The organism is Tunturibacter gelidoferens, from assembly GCF_040358255.1.
Lineage (GTDB): Bacteria > Acidobacteriota > Terriglobia > Terriglobales > Acidobacteriaceae > Edaphobacter > Edaphobacter gelidiferens.
In genome coordinates this window covers 2,481,296-2,499,291 of the sequence record NZ_CP132938.1, presented here as the reverse complement: position 1 = coordinate 2,499,291, position 17,996 = coordinate 2,481,296, and the positions used below count along the sequence as shown (strand labels likewise).

The following is a 17,996-nucleotide window of genomic DNA, read 5'->3' as shown; positions in this document are numbered from 1 at the left end:
CCTTTTTTTCTTATCCCACAAAACACACTATGATTGGCAGCCCCTACACCACTCGCACTTTCTGCTGCAACACGCTATAAACCAACTCAACGATGCGCCACACCTTCCAATCCCAACAGTGGCTCCCCTACCCTGTTGAAGTAGTCTTCGCCTTCTTCTCAAATCCCGACAACCTCCCACGCCTCATGCCCGCGTGGCAGAAAGCCCGCATCGAAGAGATCTCCATCGCACCCCCGCCTCCCCACCCTGTCACATCCTCCAGACCCGGCAGCATCGCCGCAGGTGCCGGAACGAAGCTCACAATCAGCTTTCGCCCATTTCCATATTCCCCCATCAGACTCCGCTGGGACGCAGAGATCTCCGACTTCCTCTGGAACGATCACTTCTGTGACCGGCAACTCCGAGGTCCCTTCGCCTACTGGCACCATTGCCACCATGTAAAGTCAGAAACGCGAACAGAAAACTCCCGAGGCCCTGTCCCCGGCACTCTGCTCGAAGACAAAGTCGACTACGAACTACCGCTGGGAGTATTTGGAAATATCGCCAACAGCCTCTTCGTCGCTTTTCAGCTTCGTAGCACCTTTGCCTATCGTCACGCACGCACCACCCAGTTGCTTGGAGCCCGCATTTAATAATCCCATCACCTAATGCTTGGCGAGGACCTGCTCCATCAGCTTGCTGAGATAAGGTCTCGACCTCTCAAGCGCCGCCTCGGCCGTAAGGCCGTACTTCTCTCGCAGCGACTCCACCTTCCCATGCTCGATGAACGCATCCGGCCAGCCCACCCTCACCACCGGAACCTGCAGCTCAAGTTCGTTCAACGTCTCCATCACGGCAGAACCAAAACCACCCGCAAGAACATGATCTTCCAACGTAATCACCAACCCACAGCGGCCACCGAACTCTCCGACGCAATCACGATCTACCGGTTTCGCAAAACGCGGATTAATCACCGCTGCAGAAAACCCTTCCAGCTTCAACATCTCTGCCAGGCGGACCGCCTCGGGCAGCATCGCTCCTAAACCGAAGATTGCAACATCGGCTCCGTCGCGAATCACCTCAGCCTTGCCGATCTCAAGCGCCACCGGTTGCTCTTTCACAGCAACACCCGGACCAGTCCCACGCGGATATCGAATCGCGCTTGGCCCCTCGTGCAGCATCGCCGTATACATCATGTCGGCCAGTTCATCCTCATTCTTCGGCACCATATGCACCAGGTTCGGCACGCTGCGCAGATAGCTGATATCGAACAGCCCATGATGCGTCGGCCCATCATCACCGCTCAACCCGCCGCGATCCATGCAGAACACCACCGGCAGATTCTGCAGACAGACATCATGCACAATCTGATCGAAGGCACGCTGCAGAAACGTCGAATAGATCGCACAAAACGGCTTATATCCCTTCGTCGCCATTCCAGCGGCAAAGATGACCGCGTGCTCCTCAGCAATCCCCACGTCAAAGTACCTCTTCGGATGATGCGGCCTGAAGAGATCCAACGCGGTCCCATTCGGCATCGCAGCCGTAATCGCGACAACCTTATCGTTCATCGTAGCTAGCTTCGTCAACGATTCCGCAAATATCTCGGAATAAGTCTTCTGCCCCGCAGGCTTGGTCTCACCGGTCTGCGCATCGTAAGGCCCCAGCCCATGAAACTTCTTCTGCTTTTCTATCGCAGGCTGAAAACCTTTGCCTTTTTGTGTGATCGCATGCAGCACCACCGGCTTGTTCTGTTGCTTCAAAAAGTTGAATGTCTCGATCAGCAGTGGCAGATTGTGTCCATCGAGTGGCCCAAAGTAGCTCAGCCCAAACTCTTCGAAGAGCGTGCCCGGCCCAATCAAACCCTTCGCCGCCTCTTCCGCCTTGCGAGCAACATGCCGCACCGTCTTCCCACCAAAGCGCTCCAGCAGATCTGCCGCCCGATCATGCAAACTCGAGATCGTCGGATTCGTCACGATCTTATGAAAGTACTCAGCGATCGCCCCAACGTTCTTATCAATTGACCACGCATTATCGTTCAACACCACGATCAACCGCTTGGTCTGAGCCGCGATATTATTCAGCGCTTCAAACGAGATACCATTCGTAAACGCCGCGTCCCCCGCCAGCGCGACGATATGTTCTTTGCCGCCCGACATGTCGCGGGCAACAGCCATGCCCAGAGCCGCACTCAGCGCCGTTCCTGCGTGTCCCGCACCATAACTGTCATGCTCGCTCTCGGTGCGCAGCATAAACCCATTCAATCCACCCGGCTGCCGAATCGTATGAAACAGCTTCTCTCGCCCCGTCAGCAGCTTGTGTACATAGGCCTGATGGCTCACGTCGAAGACGAAGCTATCCGTCGGTGTGTCGAACACATAGTGCATCGCAAGCGTCAGTTCAACCACGCCGAGATTCGGACCAATATGCCCACCCGTCTTGGCAACCCCCACAATCAGACGCGCCCGAATCTCCTCTGCCAACTGGGTCAGCTCCGCAATCGAAAGCTTCTTGACGTCAGCGGGAGAGTTGATTGTCTCGAGAATATTGCTCATTCAAAACCTGTTCTGCAGTCTCGCTAACCGAGCGTCGCGTCCTGCCCAAAACACAGCTACACCCTCAACCCGGCGAAATGAGGTGACTTTTAAGTATATCAACCCACAACTTCGCGTGTTGCATTTTTCAAACCCGATTCTTAGACGTTCGTTTCCGTCATTCGATGTCTTTTCCGCATCGCGAGTCAGCAGAATGCCAGCGCCGGCAAGCCAAAGCGAACCTGAATTTGCTCCAACCAGCTCAGCCACTGCGATATGCTTTCCCTCACATGGTCCCCGCCGTCACCACCACAGGCCTCACCCGCCGCTTCGGCGAATTCACCGCAGTTCAGGACGTCAACCTTACAGTCGCCCCGGGCCAGTTCTTCGGTTTCCTCGGTCCCAACGGTGCAGGCAAATCCACCACCATCAAGATGCTCACCGGCCTCCTCGCACCGACCTCCGGCTCCATCCAGATCCTCGGCCTCGACGCTATTTCAAATCCTCTGGAGGTCAAGCGCCAGATCGGCGTAGTCCCCGAAGGCCTCGCCCTCTTCGGTCGCCTCACCGCCTCCGAGTACCTCCGATTCGTCGGCCGTATGTATGGCCTCGACGCCGCCACCACCGCCGCCCGCACCACCGAACTTCTCGAGTTCATGAGTCTTGCCGGCGAAACAAAAAAACTCATCACCGACTTCTCCCACGGCATGCAAAAAAAGCTCGCCCTCGCCGCCGCCGTCATCCACGGTCCCCGCATCCTCTTCCTCGACGAGCCCTTCGAAGGCGTCGACGCCATCGCCTCCGGCACACTCAAAGCCATGCTTCAGGGCATGATCGCTCGCGGCGCAACCATCTTCCTCACCTCCCACGTTCTCGAGATCGTCGAGCGCCTCTGCACCCACATCGCCATCATCGATCGCGGCCACCTCATCGCCAATGGCTCGCTCGAAGAGCTTCGCGCTGGTGTTCAGGCCCGAAACCCCGAAGACAACGGCGGCAACCAGATCCTCACCCTCGAGCAGATCTTTCTCAGCATCGTAGGCGGCGATCCCGCCACTACCCATCCCGAGCAGGAACTCTCATGGCTGGGCTAACCGACCCTCCGGGCCATCCTCCAAACCCACCCTGGACCTCAGCCCAAAGCCGAGCCCAGTTCGCCGCCCTCGCTCAACTTCGCTGGTGCATCTTTCGCAATGCCTTCCGCCGCAAAGGTGGGGTCGGCGAACTCATCGCCCGCATCCTGATCTTCCCCGTCCTCGCCCTCATCGCCATCTTCCCCATTCTCGGCGCAGGCTTCGGAGCCTACCTCTTCGTCTCCACGGATCGTCTCGCCATGCTCTCCTCAATCACCTGGGGAGTCTTCTTACTCTGGCAACTCGTCGTCCTCAACATCTCAGCGCCCGGCCTCAGCTTCGACATCAATACGATCATCCGCTTCCCACTCAGCTTTCCCCGCTACCTCACAGCCCGCCTCTTCTTCGGCCTGCTCTCTGCCGCCAATGTCATCGGCACTCTGGCCCTCATCGCCGCCGACATCGGTATCGGCGTAGCCAAGCCGTCGTTAGTTCCCTGCGCCACGCTGACCCTCTTCGTCTTCGCGCTGGCAAACATCTTTTTCACACGCATGGCCATCACCTGGGTCGAGCGCTGGCTCTCCACCCGCCGCGCCAGCGAAATATTCACCGCTCTCATCATCTTCGGCTCCCTCGGTTTCCAATACATCAACCTGAACTTCAACCCAGCCTTCCAAAATGGTCACGTCCACAAATCTCCCATCCTCATCAAAATCTTTAACCGTCTTCGCCCCGTTGCTGAACTCCTTCCCCCGGGTCTGGCCGCCACATCCATCGTCAGCTCTGCACAAGCTCGCCACTTCGACGCCATTGCCTCTCTGCTAGGCCTAGCAACCTTTGGGTGCATCTTCCTGGCTATCTACGCCTACCGTATGCATCGCGAGTTCCGCGGCGAAAATCTAAGTCAGGTCTCCCACCAACCCGCCGCAACCCGCATCCCACCGTCACAACGTATCTCCGGCCTGCAATCAGCAACGGCTCAGTCCACCCGCGGACCCCTCAGCTTAAGCCCCACCCTCTCCGCATGCCTCCACAAAGAGCTCATCTACCTCCGCCGCAACACCAATCAGCTTTACGGCTTCATCGCTCCCGTATTCATGGTCTTCCTCTTCGCCAACCGCATCGGAGCCAGCGGTGTCGGCGGTAGCCTCATCTTTCCTGCCTCCGTCGCCTACTCTCTGCTCGGCGTCTCCATCCTCTCCTATAACGGCCTCGGCATGGACGGCCCAGGCGTCCAGTTCTATTTCATCAGCCCCACGCGCATTCGCGACGTCTTCCTAGCAAAGAACTTGATTGGCTTTCTCCTCAGCCTTATCGAATTCATCCTCATCTTCGGAGTTCTCGCTTTCGGCGCCCGTACTCCGACTCCGCTCACAGCCGTCGCGACCCTCTGCTGGCTCCTCTTCACCACCTTCACCAACGGAGCGATAGGTAATCTCCGATCCCTCAGCGCACCAAAAAAAATCAACCTGTCGAAGATCAACCGCGCACAGACTTCGCAACTGAGCGCCATAATCGCCTTAGGCGTGGTTCTGGCCTGTTTCGCTATCGGCTTTGCAACTGTCCTCTTCTGCCAGCACCTCGGCCAACCTTGGCTTATGATCCCCATTCTCCTGGCCTTCGCCATAGCCGCCCTCATCTTTTACATCCGTGTTCTGAACCGTCTTGACGCAATAGCGCTGAACCATCGAGAAGCAATCGCTGAAGAACTGTGCAAAACCTAGGGCCCTGGTTTCACGCGAAGCCGTGTCATCTAACGAAGCCCGCATTAAGCGGATGCTGTCATTCCGCATTAAGCCTCCGCTGTGAGTCCCGTGTTGAGCCTTGGCTGTCATCCTGAGCGCAGCGAAGGATCCCGAATAACTCCGCCCGCCCAAGCCGCTCCGTCCCTTCCCACCCACCCACTTCACGGATCTGCTGTCTTCCCCAACGATCCACGAAACAGTTCATGACAAATCCCAGACAACACCTGCGCTACACTGGCTTTCTTCGCACACCAGGTCACCCACCGACGTCCAGGCGAACAATGCGTCAAAAACGGTAAGACCACACGAAGTATCGAAAAGGAAAGACAACGAGATGCAGATTAGGTGCCGCAAAACCGTAGTCCTTATCGCATTCGCAATAGCAACCACCTTTGCCTGCCTCCAGGTCACCGCCCAGACGCCCACAGAGCAGCCAGACAAATACCAGTGGCTCGAGGACGTCTCTGGCGACAAAGCCATGGCCTGGGTCAACGAAGAAAATGCCCGCTCGGCCAAAGTCCTCCAGGCAGACCCGCGATACCCCGTACTCGCCGAAACAGCCCTCAAAGTGCTTGAATCGCCCACTCGGCTTCCCTCCCCAGACTTCCGCGTCGGCGAGATATACAACACCTGGCAGGACGCCCAGCACGTCCGCGGCATTCTTCGCAAAACCTCCCTCGACAGCTACCTCACCGACCAGCCCGAATGGCAAACCGTCATCGACTACGACGCCCTCGCCGCAAAAGACAACGAGAAGTGGGTCGAGAAGGGCCTCAATTGCCTCTACCCCGGAGACGGCCTCTGTCTCGTCTCTCTCTCCGCCGGCGGCGAAGACGCCGACACCCTCCGTGAGTTCGACCTCAAAACCGGCAAGTTCGTTGAAGGAGGCTTCGTCCTTCCAAAGTCCAAGCAGGACGTGACCTGGGTCGACAAAGACACCCTCCTCGTCGCCCGCGACTGGGGCGAGGGCACCATGACTCAATCCGGCTATCCCTTCGTCGTCAAACTCTGGAAGCGCGGCCAATCGCTGGCTGAAGCCAAAGAGGTATACCGTGGCACCTCCGCTGACGTAGAAGTCGGCGCAACTGCAATTCACGATAGCCATGGCCACGTTGCCGTGGTGATTGATCGCGGAGTTAATTTTTTTGAGCGCGAAACCTACCTCTACACCGACAGCGGCCCCAAAAAAATCTTTGTGCCCGGCAAGTCCCAACTCCACGGCATGCTCGACGGTATGCTGATCGTCGAACTCAACCAGGACTGGAAGCCCGAAGGCCTCTCCCGAAAATTCCCCCAAGGCTCAGTCGTCGCGCTCGACCTCGAAGCCGTGAAGAAGGACCCCGTCCACCTCAAGCCCACCGTCGTATTCACTCCCACCTCCGAAGAGTTTTTCCAGGAGTCGGCCACCACCAAAGACCACCTCCTCCTCACCACGCTCGACCACGTCCAGGGCCGCGCCTACATCTACACCCACGAAGCCAACAACACGTGGACACGCAAGAAGCTCGACATCCCCGACAACTTCAGCGTCAGTATCGCCACCACCAACACCTCCGACAACAAATTCTTCCTCGAAACCACCGGCTTCCTGACGCCCTCCTCACTCCTCCTCGGCGACGCCCAATCAACAAATCTAAAGTCCGCCAAAACTCTCCCAGCCCAGTTCGACGCCTCCAATCTCATCGTCGAACAGCTCCAGGCCACCTCCAAAGACGGGACCAAAATCCCCTACTTCCTCGTCCGCCACAAAGACATTAAGTACGACAGCTCAAACCCCACTCTCATGAATGCCTACGGCGGCTTTCAAGTCTCCATGACGCCTCTCTACAACCCCATCCTCGGCAAGCTATGGCTCGAGCGCGGCGGCACCTTCGTCCTCGCCAACATACGTGGAGGCGGCGAGTTCGGCCCCGCCTGGCACGACGCCGGCCTCAAGATCCACCGCCAGCGCATCTACGACGACTTCGCCGCAGTAGGCCAGGATCTCTTCACCCGCAAGATCACCTCGCCTCGCCGCCTCGGTATCGTAGGCGGCTCCAACGGCGGCCTCCTCATGGGCGTCGAGTTCACCCAGCACCCCGAGATGTGGAACGCCGTCGTCATCCAGGTCCCCCTCCTCGACATGCTCCGCTACGAGCACATCGCCGCCGGAGCCTCCTGGGTCGGCGAGTACGGTACCGTCACCATCCCCGCCGAGCGAAAGTTCCTCGCATCCATCTCCCCCTACAACCAGCTGAACCCCAACACCAACTACCCCGAGCCGCTCATCTTCACCACCACCAAAGATGACCGCGTCGGCCCCGTCCACGCACGCAAATTCGCCGCACGCCTCGAAGAGCTTCACAAGCCCTTCTTCTACGACGAGATCGTCGAAGGCGGCCACGCCGCCGGAGCCAATCTCAAAGAGCAGGCAAACACCCGCGCCGAACAATACACCTACCTAACCCGAAAGTTGATGGACTAAAGCAGCCACGAGGCGGCGTAACACTCCCGAGCATCAGCGAAGTCGAACAGTGAACGATCACGACAACTGAAACCGTCATCCCAACCTTGAGCGAAGTCGCGCAACAACCGAAGTCGTCACCCTGAACCGAAGTCGCCATTTGAGTTGAGCTGTCATCCTGAACGTAGTGAAGGATCCCAACACATTCCACCTCCCCATACCGTTCGAACCCTCCAGCCCAAACACTCCAGCCGTCGCCTTCTTCGCCAACCCAAAAGTCTCGACCTAAGCAATCGAACCGTTGACTTTCAGAACTACCCAACCACACCCACCACGCTCAACATCCTCCCCGCAACACCCTTCTCCCCACGATGCGAAAAGTACTTCAGCTCCCCCACCGCATCCACCTTGCAAGCGGAACACTCCCCAACCACAGTGATGCGATCCTCGCCCACTCCGGCCTCTAGCAACTGCCTGCGATTTGCCTCCCAAAGATCCAGGTACAACTTCTCCTCCTCCTCACCCACGCCAACCCGGAAGAGCTCCTCACCATACGCAAATCGCTCCCTAAACTCCCTGTGAACCTCCCGGCCCACCGAGTAGCAGCAAGCCCCGATGCTCGGCCCCACCGCCGCCTCCAGGTCCTCCACCCGCGACCCGTACTCAGTCATCATCATCGCCACCCCACGCTCCACGATCTGCGCCACCGTCCCCCGCCATCCGGCATGAAACGCTCCAACCGCCCTCTTCTCCCGATCCACCACCAGCACCGGAACGCAATCCGCAGTCCCCACCCCCACCAGCACTCCCGGCACGTTCGTAATTAACCCGTCGCCCTCCAGCACAGCCCTCCCATCCGCCGTCTGCAACTTCCCATCGAGCGCCCCATCCGCTTCGCGAACGATGTGCACGACATCGGAGTGAATCTGCCGCACTCCCACCAGCACGGAACCACGTTTATCCCCCAAATCACCATCGACATACCGCAAAAAATTACGCCGATTCTCCGCCACCAGCGTTGTTTCATCCTCCTTGGTCCACCCTAGATTCAGCGATTTTCCCCCATAAATCGTAGAAATTCCTCCACCTCGGGTACTAAACCCATGTCTCAGCCACCCAAACCTCCGCCAGGCCCCAACCCGTATCGTTTCAATCCCATCGCTCACACTAACTCCTTTACTTCGAACGTCTACCTTAGCTTGGATCGTAGTGTCTCTCCCTACCAGGAGATTCACCAAACGATTCCGGAATCCGGGTCCGCTCAGTCATGTCATCGCGCATTCTTCCAGTGGAACAGTACCCAGTAACATTCTTCAAGATGCAGAGTCTACTTTTTATAGGTACCGCAACAAGGCTTCGCGCATCCAAAGAGACGGAAACAATTGACGATGCAGGGGCATGAACTAACCCCCTTATATTTCAACAAAAATTTGCATCCTTCCCCGCGGGTCTGTAATATACCGCGATTGTAGACATGAGAGTGAATGTGCCCACCGTAGCCCCCCAATTTCTTCGTTCCCGCATCGGCAAAGTCTGCGTGGCCATCATCGGCGGCACTCCCGTCGAGATGCTTGAAAAAGCCAGCGCCGTTGTCAAAGAGACCCCTTTCCTCGAGTTTCGCCTCGACTACCTGGAAAAGCCTCTCCTCGCCTTGCCTAAACTGAAACACTTCCTTAGCGAAAACACCGCCGTCACCGCTATCGCCACCTGCCGCCGCGCAGCCAACGGCGGTAAGTTTGCCGGCAACCTCGCCGCCCAGATGGAGATTCTTTCCAAGGCAGGAACCTCCGGCTTCCACCTCGTCGATCTTGAGCTCGAATCCGCTGAGAGTCTGAAAAAAGGCGAGATTCAAAAGCTTCGTGAGACAGGCGTCGCGCTGATCGTCAGCCACCACGACTTTACCGCCACCAAGGATCTTGAAAACATCTTCAAACGCATTGAGCCCTTCCAACCTGACTTCATCAAGATAGTCCCAACTGCCAAGACGCTCACCGACAACGTAACCCTCATGCGCTTCATCGAACGCATGGACGATCACTCCAACATCATCGGCATCTGTATGGGCGATGCCGGCATCATCTCGCGTGTCCTCGGCGTCCGCGCCGGCAGCGCCTTTACCTTCGCCGCCGCAACCACCGGCGAAGAGACCGGACCAGGCCAGATCGCAGCCCGCACACTCATCGAAACCTATCGCATCGATCAGGTCGACGCAGCCACCAAGGTCTACGGCGTCGCCGGCAATCCCATCCGAAGCTCGCTCTCGCCCATCATGATGAACACAGCATTCCGCCGCGAGACCGTCAACGCTGTCTATCTCGCGCTTCAGGCCAACAAACTCTCCGACCTCCTCAAGCTCGTCCACGAGATTCCCATCCAGGGCCTCAGCGTCACCATGCCGCTCAAGCAGGAGATCATGGCGCACCTCGAAAAGACCGATCCCCTCTCCGCCAAAATCGGCGCCTGTAACACGGTCCTCCGCCAGGACGGCAAGCTCTACGGGTTCAACACCGACGTCGCCGGCATTACAGGACCTATTGAGAAGCGCCTGTCTCTTCGCGGAGCAAAGGCCCTCGTCCTCGGGGCTGGCGGAGCCGCTCGCGCTGCTGTCTTCGGTATGCGTGACAAGGGAGCCGAGGTCTTCATTCTGAATCGCACCGCCGAAACAGCGCAAAAGCTGGCGAAGCAGTCCGGTTCAAAGACCATCAAGAAGGACGCCCTCTCCAAGACCACCTTCGACGTAATCGTCAATGCGACTCCCATCGGCATGACCGGCATCAAGGGCGCGCAAATCCTCGAAGCTGCAGATCTCAACACCAAGCTGGTCTTTGATCTCGTCTACAACCCACTCGAAACCCCACTCCTGCGCCTCGCACGCCAGCACAGCATCCCCATCATCACGGGCATCGAGATGTTCGTACAACAGGGAGCGCGCCAGTTCGAGATCTTCACCGGAAAACCTGCTCCAGAAGAGGAGATGCTGCGCGTCGTCATCCACGCTCTACGCCAGCAGGCCGAATCTGCCGCGGAGACTCCTGCACCCACAGCCAAGACGAAAAAAGCTTCCTGAAGAAAGTGTCCTGCCAGACGGGCCCACTACGCGTGGGGCGGTCACTTCGTGACTCGTCTACCGGTCTTGGCAACACCAGCACCACAGGTCCTCCCGCTGGTCGGCACCCATCCTCTCCGACCAGCGGGAGGACCAAAGCTTTTAACGCGACACAACAAGGTACACAAGTCACGAAGTGACCGCAGCCCGCGCAGGGCGCCCGTCCGGCAGGGACAAAAGTCGTTGTCAAGCCCCTAAGTCACATATCTCATTCATCACAATGCACTTACGCGTGGCGTATTAGTTATGCCGAATCAACTATGCTTATGAAGTAGAGGAAATAAAAACATCTAATCAGGCCGAAAACTCATAACGCTTTTAGAAAGACGAATTTACCCGCAACCCTTTTGTTTAGACCATTTTGCAAAAACGTAAATTCTTAACTCATTCATTTAAGGGAGCTTGCACGCAGATACCCCCCAGGGGGTACCCCCGGAAAGGGAATCTCTAAAAAGAAAAAAGCCGCCCGCAGGCGGCTTTTGAAGTTCTCGTGTGCTAGCTGCTCTTACCCTGAGCCGAAGCGATCTTCTCTTCAGCCTTCCGAGTAATCGCGTTAGCTTCGTCGTACTTCTCACCGTCGTCGCCAGCCTCGTTCCAGAGCTTCTGCCCCTCTTGAAGCTCCTTCTGAGCCTCGGCGGTGTCAATCTCGTTCGGATGCAGCGCGGTCTCCGCCAGAATCGTGACACGCTCCGGCAGAACCTCCACGAAGCCCCAGGCAACAAAGAACTTCTGATCGCCAGAGCTTCCACCATGCAACCGGACCTCACCAGCACCAAGCTCCGCAAGCAGCGGCGCCGCGCCATACAGCGCTTCGAGATACCCCGACATCGACGGCAACTCCACCGCCTCCGCCGTCGCATCCAGCAGAACACGGTCCGGCGTAACCAGCCGAACCGCTAACAAACCCGAATTGCTCGTCGTCTCTGCCATTGGTTATGCCGTCTGCTTCATCTTCTCTGCGGCAGCCTTCACGTCTTCAATGCCACCCTTCAGATAGAAAGCCTGCTCCGGAATATCATCATGCTTACCTTCGATGATCTCCTTGAAGCTCCGAACAGTATCAGCAACTTTGACATAAGCGCCGGGGATACCGGTAAAGATCTCCGCCACATGGAACGGCTGCGACAGGAACCGCTGCACCTTACGCGCACGCGCCACGGTGATCTTGTCCTCTTCCGAGAGCTCGTCGATACCGAGAATCGCAATGATGTCCTGCAGGTCCTTGTAGCGCTGCAGAATCTTCTTCACACCCTGCGCCACATCGTAGTGATCCTGGCCCACAATACGCGGAGACAGAATGCGCGAGGTCGAAGCCAGCGGATCGACCGCGGGATAGATACCAAGCTCCGACAGCGGACGCGAAAGTACGGTGGTCGCATCAAGGTGAGCAAAGGTCGTCGCCGGTGCGGGGTCAGTCAAGTCATCAGCCGGCACGTACACAGCCTGCACCGAAGTGATCGAGCCCTTCTTCGTCGAAGTAATCCGCTCCTGCAACTCACCCATCTCGGTCGCAAGATTCGGCTGATAGCCTACGGCCGAAGGCATACGGCCAAGCAGCGTCGAAACCTCAGAGCCCGCCTGCGTAAACCGGAAGATGTTGTCGATGAACAGCAGCGTGTCCGCTCCCTCTTCATCACGGAAGTACTCCGCAACCGTGAGCCCGGTTAGCGCCACGCGAAGACGCGCCCCTGGCGGTTCCGTCATCTGGCCATACACCAGCGCGGCTTTGCTCTTCGGCAGGTCTTTCAAATCAATAACGCCGGACTCCTGAAACTCCATCCAGAGGTCGTTGCCTTCACGAGTACGCTCACCAACTCCAGCGAACACGGAGAAGCCGCCATGATGACTCGCAACGTTGTTGATCAGCTCCTGGATGATGACCGTCTTGCCCACACCGGCGCCGCCGAAGAGACCAACCTTACCGCCCTTCATAAACGGCTGGATAAGGTCGATGACCTTGATGCCGGTCTCGAACATCTCTTCGCTGGTGGACTGCTCGTCAAACGCAGGCGCCTGCCGGTGTATAGGCATGTGAACCTTTGCATTGACAGGCCCAAGTTCATCTACTGGCTCACCCAACACGTTAAGCACGCGACCCAGCGTCTCGCGACCCACCGGCACCATAATGCCCGCGCCCGTATCGATCGCCTTCATCCCGCGAACCATGCCCTCCGTCGCAACCATCGCGATGCAGCGCACGCGGCCCTCACCAAGATGCTGCTGCACCTCGACAATGACATCGAGCGGGGTGGGAACGTCGAAGCCTTCGCTGACGATGCGAATCGCCTGAAAGATAGCCGGCATATGCGACTCTTCGAATTGAATGTCAACGGCCGGTCCGCTGATCGAAATTACTCTTCCAATATTCTCTGCCATAGGTCTCTTTCGTTATTGCGGCTCTCTCACTTACAGGGCAGCCGCACCACTCACAATCTCGATAATTTCTTTGGTAATTGCTGCCTGCCTTACGCGGTTCATGGTGAGGCTCAAGCTGTCAATCAGATCGCCCGCATTTTTCGTCGCAGCATCGGTTGCCGTCATGCGCGCTGCGTGTTCCGCAGCAGTAGACTCCAGCAAAGCATGAAAGATCACCGTCGTCACATAACGAGGCATCAGATGCCGGAAGAGTCTCTCCGGCGACTGGTCGAAGATGTAGTCGACATCGGCGGTGCCAAATTTCTTGGCTTCTTCTTCCATCTCGCTGGCTTCGGGCACGTGAACGCTGATGCCTTCCGATTGCGCCGCCCGAACAGCAGCATCGCGCTCCTCCTGGGTAGGCTCCAGGGAAGACTCAACGTTGTGAGCTCCAAGCTCGACAATCGGCAGCAGCTTTTCTACGACGATCCTCTGCTGCAGCACCGACTTGAACTCGTTGTAGACGAGATAAACAGAGTCAATCTCCGACCGTTCGTAACGTTCGATGATCGAGTGCGCCAGCTTGGAGACAGCCTCAAATTCGGTTTTAACCAGCAGGTCCGGATGCTCCGCCGCAACTTCGATCTGTGCTGCACGATGACGGATCGTATCGTAGTGGATTGCGAGATCGTTGTCGTAGTGCTCTTCGGTCTTCTCGTAGTTCGCCGCTGGAAACTTTCTCTTGTAGAAGCCAATCGCCTTCTTGCCAATGGGCTCAAGATCGATGTTCTGTCCTCTCGCTACGCGAGTATCGATGAACTTCTGCGCTGCCTTCCCCACATTGGAGTTGAAACCGCCTGCAAATCCCTTGTCACCGGCAATCACAACGACAAGTACGTTCTTCTCTTCACGCTCAATCAACAAAGGATGAAGAATCTCGCCGGTCTGCTCGTTGTAGATATCGGTGCGGCGTACCAGGGACTCCAGCACGTTGATCAGCATCTGCGCGTAGGGCCGAGCCTGCATGGCACGCTCCTGCGCGCGGCGCAGCTTAGCCGCCGAAACCATCTTCATGGCTTTCGTGATCTGCCGCGTGTTCTTCACACTGCGGATGCGACGCCGTAAATCGAGTACGTTTGCCATGGTTTACTTGGCCGCAGCCGTCTCTTTCTGTTGCTGGTTCTTGTCGGCGCGATCCGCCAGGAAGTTGCCCTTGTACTCTTTGATCGCCGCGGTCAAACGAGCCTTCAAATCGTCGTCCAGAGCCTTCTTCGTAGCGATGTCTGTAAGAATTGAAGCCTGCGCCGACTCGAGGTATGGATAGAATCCGTCCTCGAACGCACGCAGATCGCTCACTTCCACATCGTCCAGAAGTCCGTTCACACCAGCAAAAAGAATCGCAACCTGCTTCTCCGCAGTCAATGGCTGAAACTGAGGCTGCTTTAGCAACTCCGTCAGACGTTGTCCACGGTTGAGCTGCTGCTGCGTTACTTTATCCAGATCCGAACCGAACTGCGAGAACGCAGCCAGCTCGCGATACTGCGCCAGATCAAGCTTCAACGTTGCACCCACCTGCTTGGTCGCCTTGATTGCCGCCGAGAAACCCACGCGCGACACAGACAGACCAACGTTGACGGCAGGACGCACGCCCGAGTTGAACAAGTCTGTCTCAAGGAAGATCTGTCCATCCGTGATCGAGATCACGTTGGTCGGAATGTAAGCCGAAACGTCGCCAGCCTGTGTCTCGATAATCGGAAGTGCTGTCAGCGAACCACCACCCAACTTGTCCGAAACCTTCGACGAGCGCTCCAGAAGACGTGAGTGGAGATAGAACACGTCGCCCGGGTACGCCTCACGTCCAGGAGGACGACGAAGCAACAGAGAAATCTCGCGATAGCTTGCCGCATGCTTAGAAAGATCGTCGTAGATCACCAGCGCATGCTTGCCGCTATCTCGGAAGTACTCGCCCATTGCGGTCGCCGCAAAAGGAGCAAGATACTGCATCGGCGCTGGCTCTGAGGCAGTTGCAGCAACGACGATGGTATAAGCCATCGCACCATGTTCTTCAAGCGTCTGTACCACTTGCGCTACCGAAGAACGCTTCTGTCCAACCGCACAGTAGATGCAGATCAGGTTGTTCTTGGCAGAATTGATGATCGTGTCGAGCGCAATCGCGGTTTTGCCAGTCTGCCGGTCGCCGATCAACAGTTCGCGCTGGCCGCGGCCAATCGGAATCATCGTATCGATCGCCTTGATACCAGTCGCCATCGGCTCACGCACCGACTGACGATCAATGACGCCAGGAGCAAGCCGCTCTACCGGCAGATACTTGTCCGTGTTGATCGGACCTTTATCGTCGATGGGCTGACCCAGCGCATTCACGACGCGGCCGATCAAAGCCTCGCCCACTGGTACCGACATAATCTTCCCGGTCCGCTTTACCTGATCGCCTTCGCTGATCTCCGTGTAGTCGCCCAGCAGCACCGCGCCGACCTGGTCTTCATCGAGGTTCATTGCGAGTCCGGCAACGCCGTGCGGAAACTCAATCAACTCGCCGGCCATAACTTTATCCAGGCCATGTACACGCGCGATGCCGTCCCCCAACGAGATGACCGTTCCAACTTCATCCACCTGGATGCGCTGCTCGAAGTTCTCAATCTGCTGGCGAAGCAGCTCCGTTATCTCATCCGCCTTGATCTGTGCCATGTCTTCCTTCTACTCGATTCGTGTCAAATCTAAAAAAACTTAGCGCCGTCACCGGCAAGACTCTACGCGTTCACAAGCTTCTGCTTCAACTGCTGCAACTGTCCCCGGATCGACCCGTCATAGACGGTGGAACCAAGTCGCACCACAGCCCCACCCAACAAGGTTGCATCCTGGTGATAGGTAGCCCGAACGCGTCCCCCTGCAAGCTTCGCAACCTGAGCCTCGAGCTCCGCACGATCCTGGTCGTTCAGAGGCCGTGCACTCGTAATCTCCGCCTCAGCCATGTTGGATTGCTCGTCGGCAAGGACATGGTACTCACTGAGAATCTCGTTCAACTCATCGAGGCGCTGATGATCCATAATCACGGCAATAAAGTTCCGCACCTGCGGGAACATCCCAATGCGTCCGGCAATCGCATCGAGCACTCTCAACTTTTGCTCATTCGCGATCGAAGGATTCATCAACACTTCCCGCAGATCATGGCTCCCGGCGAGCGTTCCACTGAAATCACCTAGCTGCTGTTGAGCCGCAGCTGCGTTAAGGTGAGCAGAAGCGGCAACCGACGCAAACGCGTGTGCATATCGCAACGAAAGGACAGACATTAGTTTTGCCCTTTCTTTGAATCGTCGCCCGTCAGCCGCTGCGCAAAACTCTGCACCAGCAGACGGTCAGTCTCCGCCGTTACTACCAGCTTGCGTGCTGCCTGTTCGATAGCAAGTTCTGCCGCATACTGCTGAATCTGTCGCTGCGCAAGAGCCGTCGCGGCTGTGATCTCCTGCTCCGCAGCCGCTAAAATCTTCTGCTTCTCCTCTTCCACGCTCGCAGCGATGCGCCGCTCATCAAGCGCTGAATCCTTCTCTGCCTGGGCGCGCATCGCGGCGATTTCACCGTCGAGCTTACTCAGACGACCTTCCACACTGCTCAGCCGGGCATTGGCATCTTCGGTCGCCGAACGCGCGTCAACAAGCTGCTTCTGAATCGACGTGTTCCGATCGCGAAACGTCTTTGGCAAGGTCTTTGCCAGGAACCACCCCACGAGCCCAGCGAGGACCACAAAGTTGGCAACCGTAAACGCCGTGGCCGCCTGCTCAGCGTTCAAGCCAACCTTCGCCCCGAGAGCACGCACCATGGGCGAATGGAGATACTTGTCGTTCTCATCTTCTTCCTGCTGACTCTTCTCCGGCGACTGCGCCTCAGGTGCCTGCTGTCCGGCGTTTGCGCTCGGAACACTTGCATCCTGCGCCTTCACCTGGCAGGTCGGCGCAAATAGAAAACCAATCAAAATAACAACGGGCAAAAGCCTCTTTACAAAGGAAGTCTTCACTGTGCAACCTCCGTCGCATGAACGCCAGCCGGAAGCACCGCGTTGAGAATGCGCGAGCTTAACTCTTCGCTCATTTCTGCAATCTGGAGCCGCGCCTCATGGGCGCTCTGCGCAATCTCCTGCTTAGCTCCATGAACTCGATCCTGTGTATGCTGACGAACCTGCGCAAGTGCCGCCTCACGCTCCGCATTCCACTGCTTCAGTTTCTTATCGCGCATCTGAAAGATCTCGATCCTGGCGTTGCGCAGCCTTTCTTCGTAGGCCGCGGTCTCCGCCTCAGCAGCGGCGATCGACCTTCGAGCCTGTTCGATTGCGCCTGAGGTACGTGCCCGCCGCTCTGCCAGCACCCGATCCAACGGGCGCCGGACAAGCAGCCCATAAGCTGCCACCAACAGAATGAATAGAACAATCGTCGGCACAGAGCCGAGCACAAGTCCACCGAGTTGATTCAGTATCTGATCCATGAATGGGGTCGGCCGGGGCCGCTTGGATGTCCTGTCGTGAGCGGTCTCACACCGCTACTCTGTTCCAGAAACACTGGCTCAGGAGCTGCATGATGGTTCGAGGTACACCTAGTTTTAGCAAAGCGATTACAAGGGTGTCAACCAACCCGCCGATGAATATCGGCCACGCTGAACGATAATCGCACGACCATCGTCGCTCGCTATTACAAGGAATTATTTCCACCTTTCCTTTGACTTCCTGAAGCAAAGGACTAGACTTAAACGTAC

At 57.2% G+C, this 17,996-nt stretch carries 14 protein-coding genes; 5 read left to right on the top strand and 9 right to left on the bottom strand.

The genetic code is table 11. The features are described from left to right. The first annotated feature begins 92 nt into the window (after positions 1-92). Positions 93-632: an SRPBCC family protein gene (locus RBB81_RS11145; protein WP_353073739.1), complete on the top strand. Its 540-nt coding sequence runs from the start codon at positions 93-95 to the stop codon at positions 630-632. Between the two features lie 12 nt (positions 633-644). On the opposite strand, the gene dxs is transcribed toward RBB81_RS11145, so the two are convergent. Further along, positions 645-2,534 carry a 1-deoxy-D-xylulose-5-phosphate synthase gene (dxs, locus tag RBB81_RS11140; RefSeq protein WP_353073738.1) on the bottom strand — a complete coding sequence of 630 codons (1,890 nt, stop codon included), beginning with the start codon at positions 2,532-2,534 and terminating at the stop codon, positions 645-647. A 269-nt stretch (positions 2,535-2,803) separates the two neighbouring features. Between dxs and RBB81_RS11135 the strand changes: the two genes are divergently transcribed. The 3 genes from RBB81_RS11135 to RBB81_RS11125 all read left to right on the top strand — a co-directional run bounded on the left by RBB81_RS11135 (position 2,804) and on the right by RBB81_RS11125 (position 7,795). Then, positions 2,804-3,607 (top strand): ABC transporter ATP-binding protein, encoded by an 804-nt coding sequence (locus tag RBB81_RS11135; RefSeq protein WP_179581982.1) that lies wholly within the window; start codon positions 2,804-2,806, stop codon positions 3,605-3,607. Continuing rightward, complete coding sequence (locus tag RBB81_RS11130) at positions 3,595-5,310, top strand: hypothetical protein (RefSeq protein WP_353073737.1); 1,716 nt, start codon at positions 3,595-3,597, stop codon at positions 5,308-5,310. The genes RBB81_RS11135 and RBB81_RS11130 overlap by 13 nt, the downstream gene beginning before the upstream one ends. Positions 5,311-5,665: 355 nt before the next feature. After that, positions 5,666-7,795 carry a prolyl oligopeptidase family serine peptidase gene (locus RBB81_RS11125; protein ID WP_353073736.1) on the top strand — a complete coding sequence of 710 codons (2,130 nt, stop codon included), beginning with the start codon at positions 5,666-5,668 and terminating at the stop codon, positions 7,793-7,795. 293 nt (positions 7,796-8,088) lie between these two features. Here RBB81_RS11125 and pgeF read toward each other — a convergent pair whose 3' ends face one another. Continuing rightward, positions 8,089-8,940, bottom strand: coding sequence for a peptidoglycan editing factor PgeF (gene pgeF / locus RBB81_RS11120; RefSeq protein WP_353073735.1), 852 nt, complete (start codon positions 8,938-8,940; stop codon positions 8,089-8,091). 320 nt (positions 8,941-9,260) lie between these two features. On the opposite strand from pgeF, the gene aroE reads away from it, so the two are divergent. Next, positions 9,261-10,841, top strand: coding sequence for a shikimate dehydrogenase (aroE, locus tag RBB81_RS11115; RefSeq protein ID WP_353073734.1), 1,581 nt, complete (start codon positions 9,261-9,263; stop codon positions 10,839-10,841). 534 nt (positions 10,842-11,375) lie between these two features. On the opposite strand, the gene atpC is transcribed toward aroE, so the two are convergent. The 7 genes from atpC to RBB81_RS11080 form a co-directional block, all read right to left on the bottom strand. After that, complete coding sequence (gene atpC / locus RBB81_RS11110) at positions 11,376-11,810, bottom strand: ATP synthase F1 subunit epsilon (protein WP_179581978.1); 435 nt, start codon at positions 11,808-11,810, stop codon at positions 11,376-11,378. Between the two features lie 3 nt (positions 11,811-11,813). Continuing rightward, entirely contained in the window at positions 11,814-13,256 is a 1,443-nt protein-coding gene (atpD, locus tag RBB81_RS11105) for a F0F1 ATP synthase subunit beta (protein WP_353073733.1), read from the bottom strand. Positions 13,257-13,286: 30 nt separating this feature from the next. After that, positions 13,287-14,378 (bottom strand): F0F1 ATP synthase subunit gamma, encoded by a 1,092-nt coding sequence (locus tag RBB81_RS11100; RefSeq protein ID WP_179581976.1) that lies wholly within the window; start codon positions 14,376-14,378, stop codon positions 13,287-13,289. A 3-nt stretch (positions 14,379-14,381) separates the two neighbouring features. Next, positions 14,382-15,941, bottom strand: a complete 1,560-nt coding sequence (atpA, locus tag RBB81_RS11095) for a F0F1 ATP synthase subunit alpha (protein WP_183789209.1) — start codon at positions 15,939-15,941, stop codon at positions 14,382-14,384. Between the two features lie 62 nt (positions 15,942-16,003). Beyond that, positions 16,004-16,543, bottom strand: coding sequence for an ATP synthase F1 subunit delta (gene atpH, locus RBB81_RS11090; RefSeq protein WP_353073732.1), 540 nt, complete (start codon positions 16,541-16,543; stop codon positions 16,004-16,006). Further along, positions 16,543-17,265 carry an ATP synthase F0 subunit B gene (locus RBB81_RS11085; RefSeq protein WP_353073731.1) on the bottom strand — a complete coding sequence of 241 codons (723 nt, stop codon included), beginning with the start codon at positions 17,263-17,265 and terminating at the stop codon, positions 16,543-16,545. The genes atpH and RBB81_RS11085 overlap by 1 nt, the downstream gene beginning before the upstream one ends. Continuing rightward, on the bottom strand, positions 17,262-17,729 hold the full coding sequence (locus RBB81_RS11080; protein WP_353073730.1) for an ATP synthase F0 subunit B: 468 nt from the start codon (positions 17,727-17,729) through the stop codon (positions 17,262-17,264). The genes RBB81_RS11085 and RBB81_RS11080 overlap by 4 nt, the downstream gene beginning before the upstream one ends. Between the last annotated feature and the right edge of the window lie 267 nt (positions 17,730-17,996).

What these genes read in the sequence shown, in the direction of transcription:
- RBB81_RS11145 (WP_353073739.1), top strand. Translation starts at nt 93, where the DNA reads ATGCGCCACACCTTCCAATCCCAACAGTGGCTCCCCTACCCTGTTGAA.
- dxs (WP_353073738.1), bottom strand. Translation starts at nt 2,534, where the DNA reads ATGAGCAATATTCTCGAGACAATCAACTCTCCCGCTGACGTCAAGAAG.
- RBB81_RS11135 (WP_179581982.1), top strand. Translation starts at nt 2,804, where the DNA reads ATGGTCCCCGCCGTCACCACCACAGGCCTCACCCGCCGCTTCGGCGAA.
- RBB81_RS11130 (WP_353073737.1), top strand. Translation starts at nt 3,595, where the DNA reads ATGGCTGGGCTAACCGACCCTCCGGGCCATCCTCCAAACCCACCCTGG.
- RBB81_RS11125 (WP_353073736.1), top strand. Translation starts at nt 5,666, where the DNA reads ATGCAGATTAGGTGCCGCAAAACCGTAGTCCTTATCGCATTCGCAATA.
- atpC (WP_179581978.1), bottom strand. Translation starts at nt 11,810, where the DNA reads ATGGCAGAGACGACGAGCAATTCGGGTTTGTTAGCGGTTCGGCTGGTT.
- atpD (WP_353073733.1), bottom strand. Translation starts at nt 13,256, where the DNA reads ATGGCAGAGAATATTGGAAGAGTAATTTCGATCAGCGGACCGGCCGTT.
- RBB81_RS11100 (WP_179581976.1), bottom strand. Translation starts at nt 14,378, where the DNA reads ATGGCAAACGTACTCGATTTACGGCGTCGCATCCGCAGTGTGAAGAAC.
- atpA (WP_183789209.1), bottom strand. Translation starts at nt 15,941, where the DNA reads ATGGCACAGATCAAGGCGGATGAGATAACGGAGCTGCTTCGCCAGCAG.
- atpH (WP_353073732.1), bottom strand. Translation starts at nt 16,543, where the DNA reads ATGTCTGTCCTTTCGTTGCGATATGCACACGCGTTTGCGTCGGTTGCC.
- RBB81_RS11080 (WP_353073730.1), bottom strand. Translation starts at nt 17,729, where the DNA reads ATGGATCAGATACTGAATCAACTCGGTGGACTTGTGCTCGGCTCTGTG.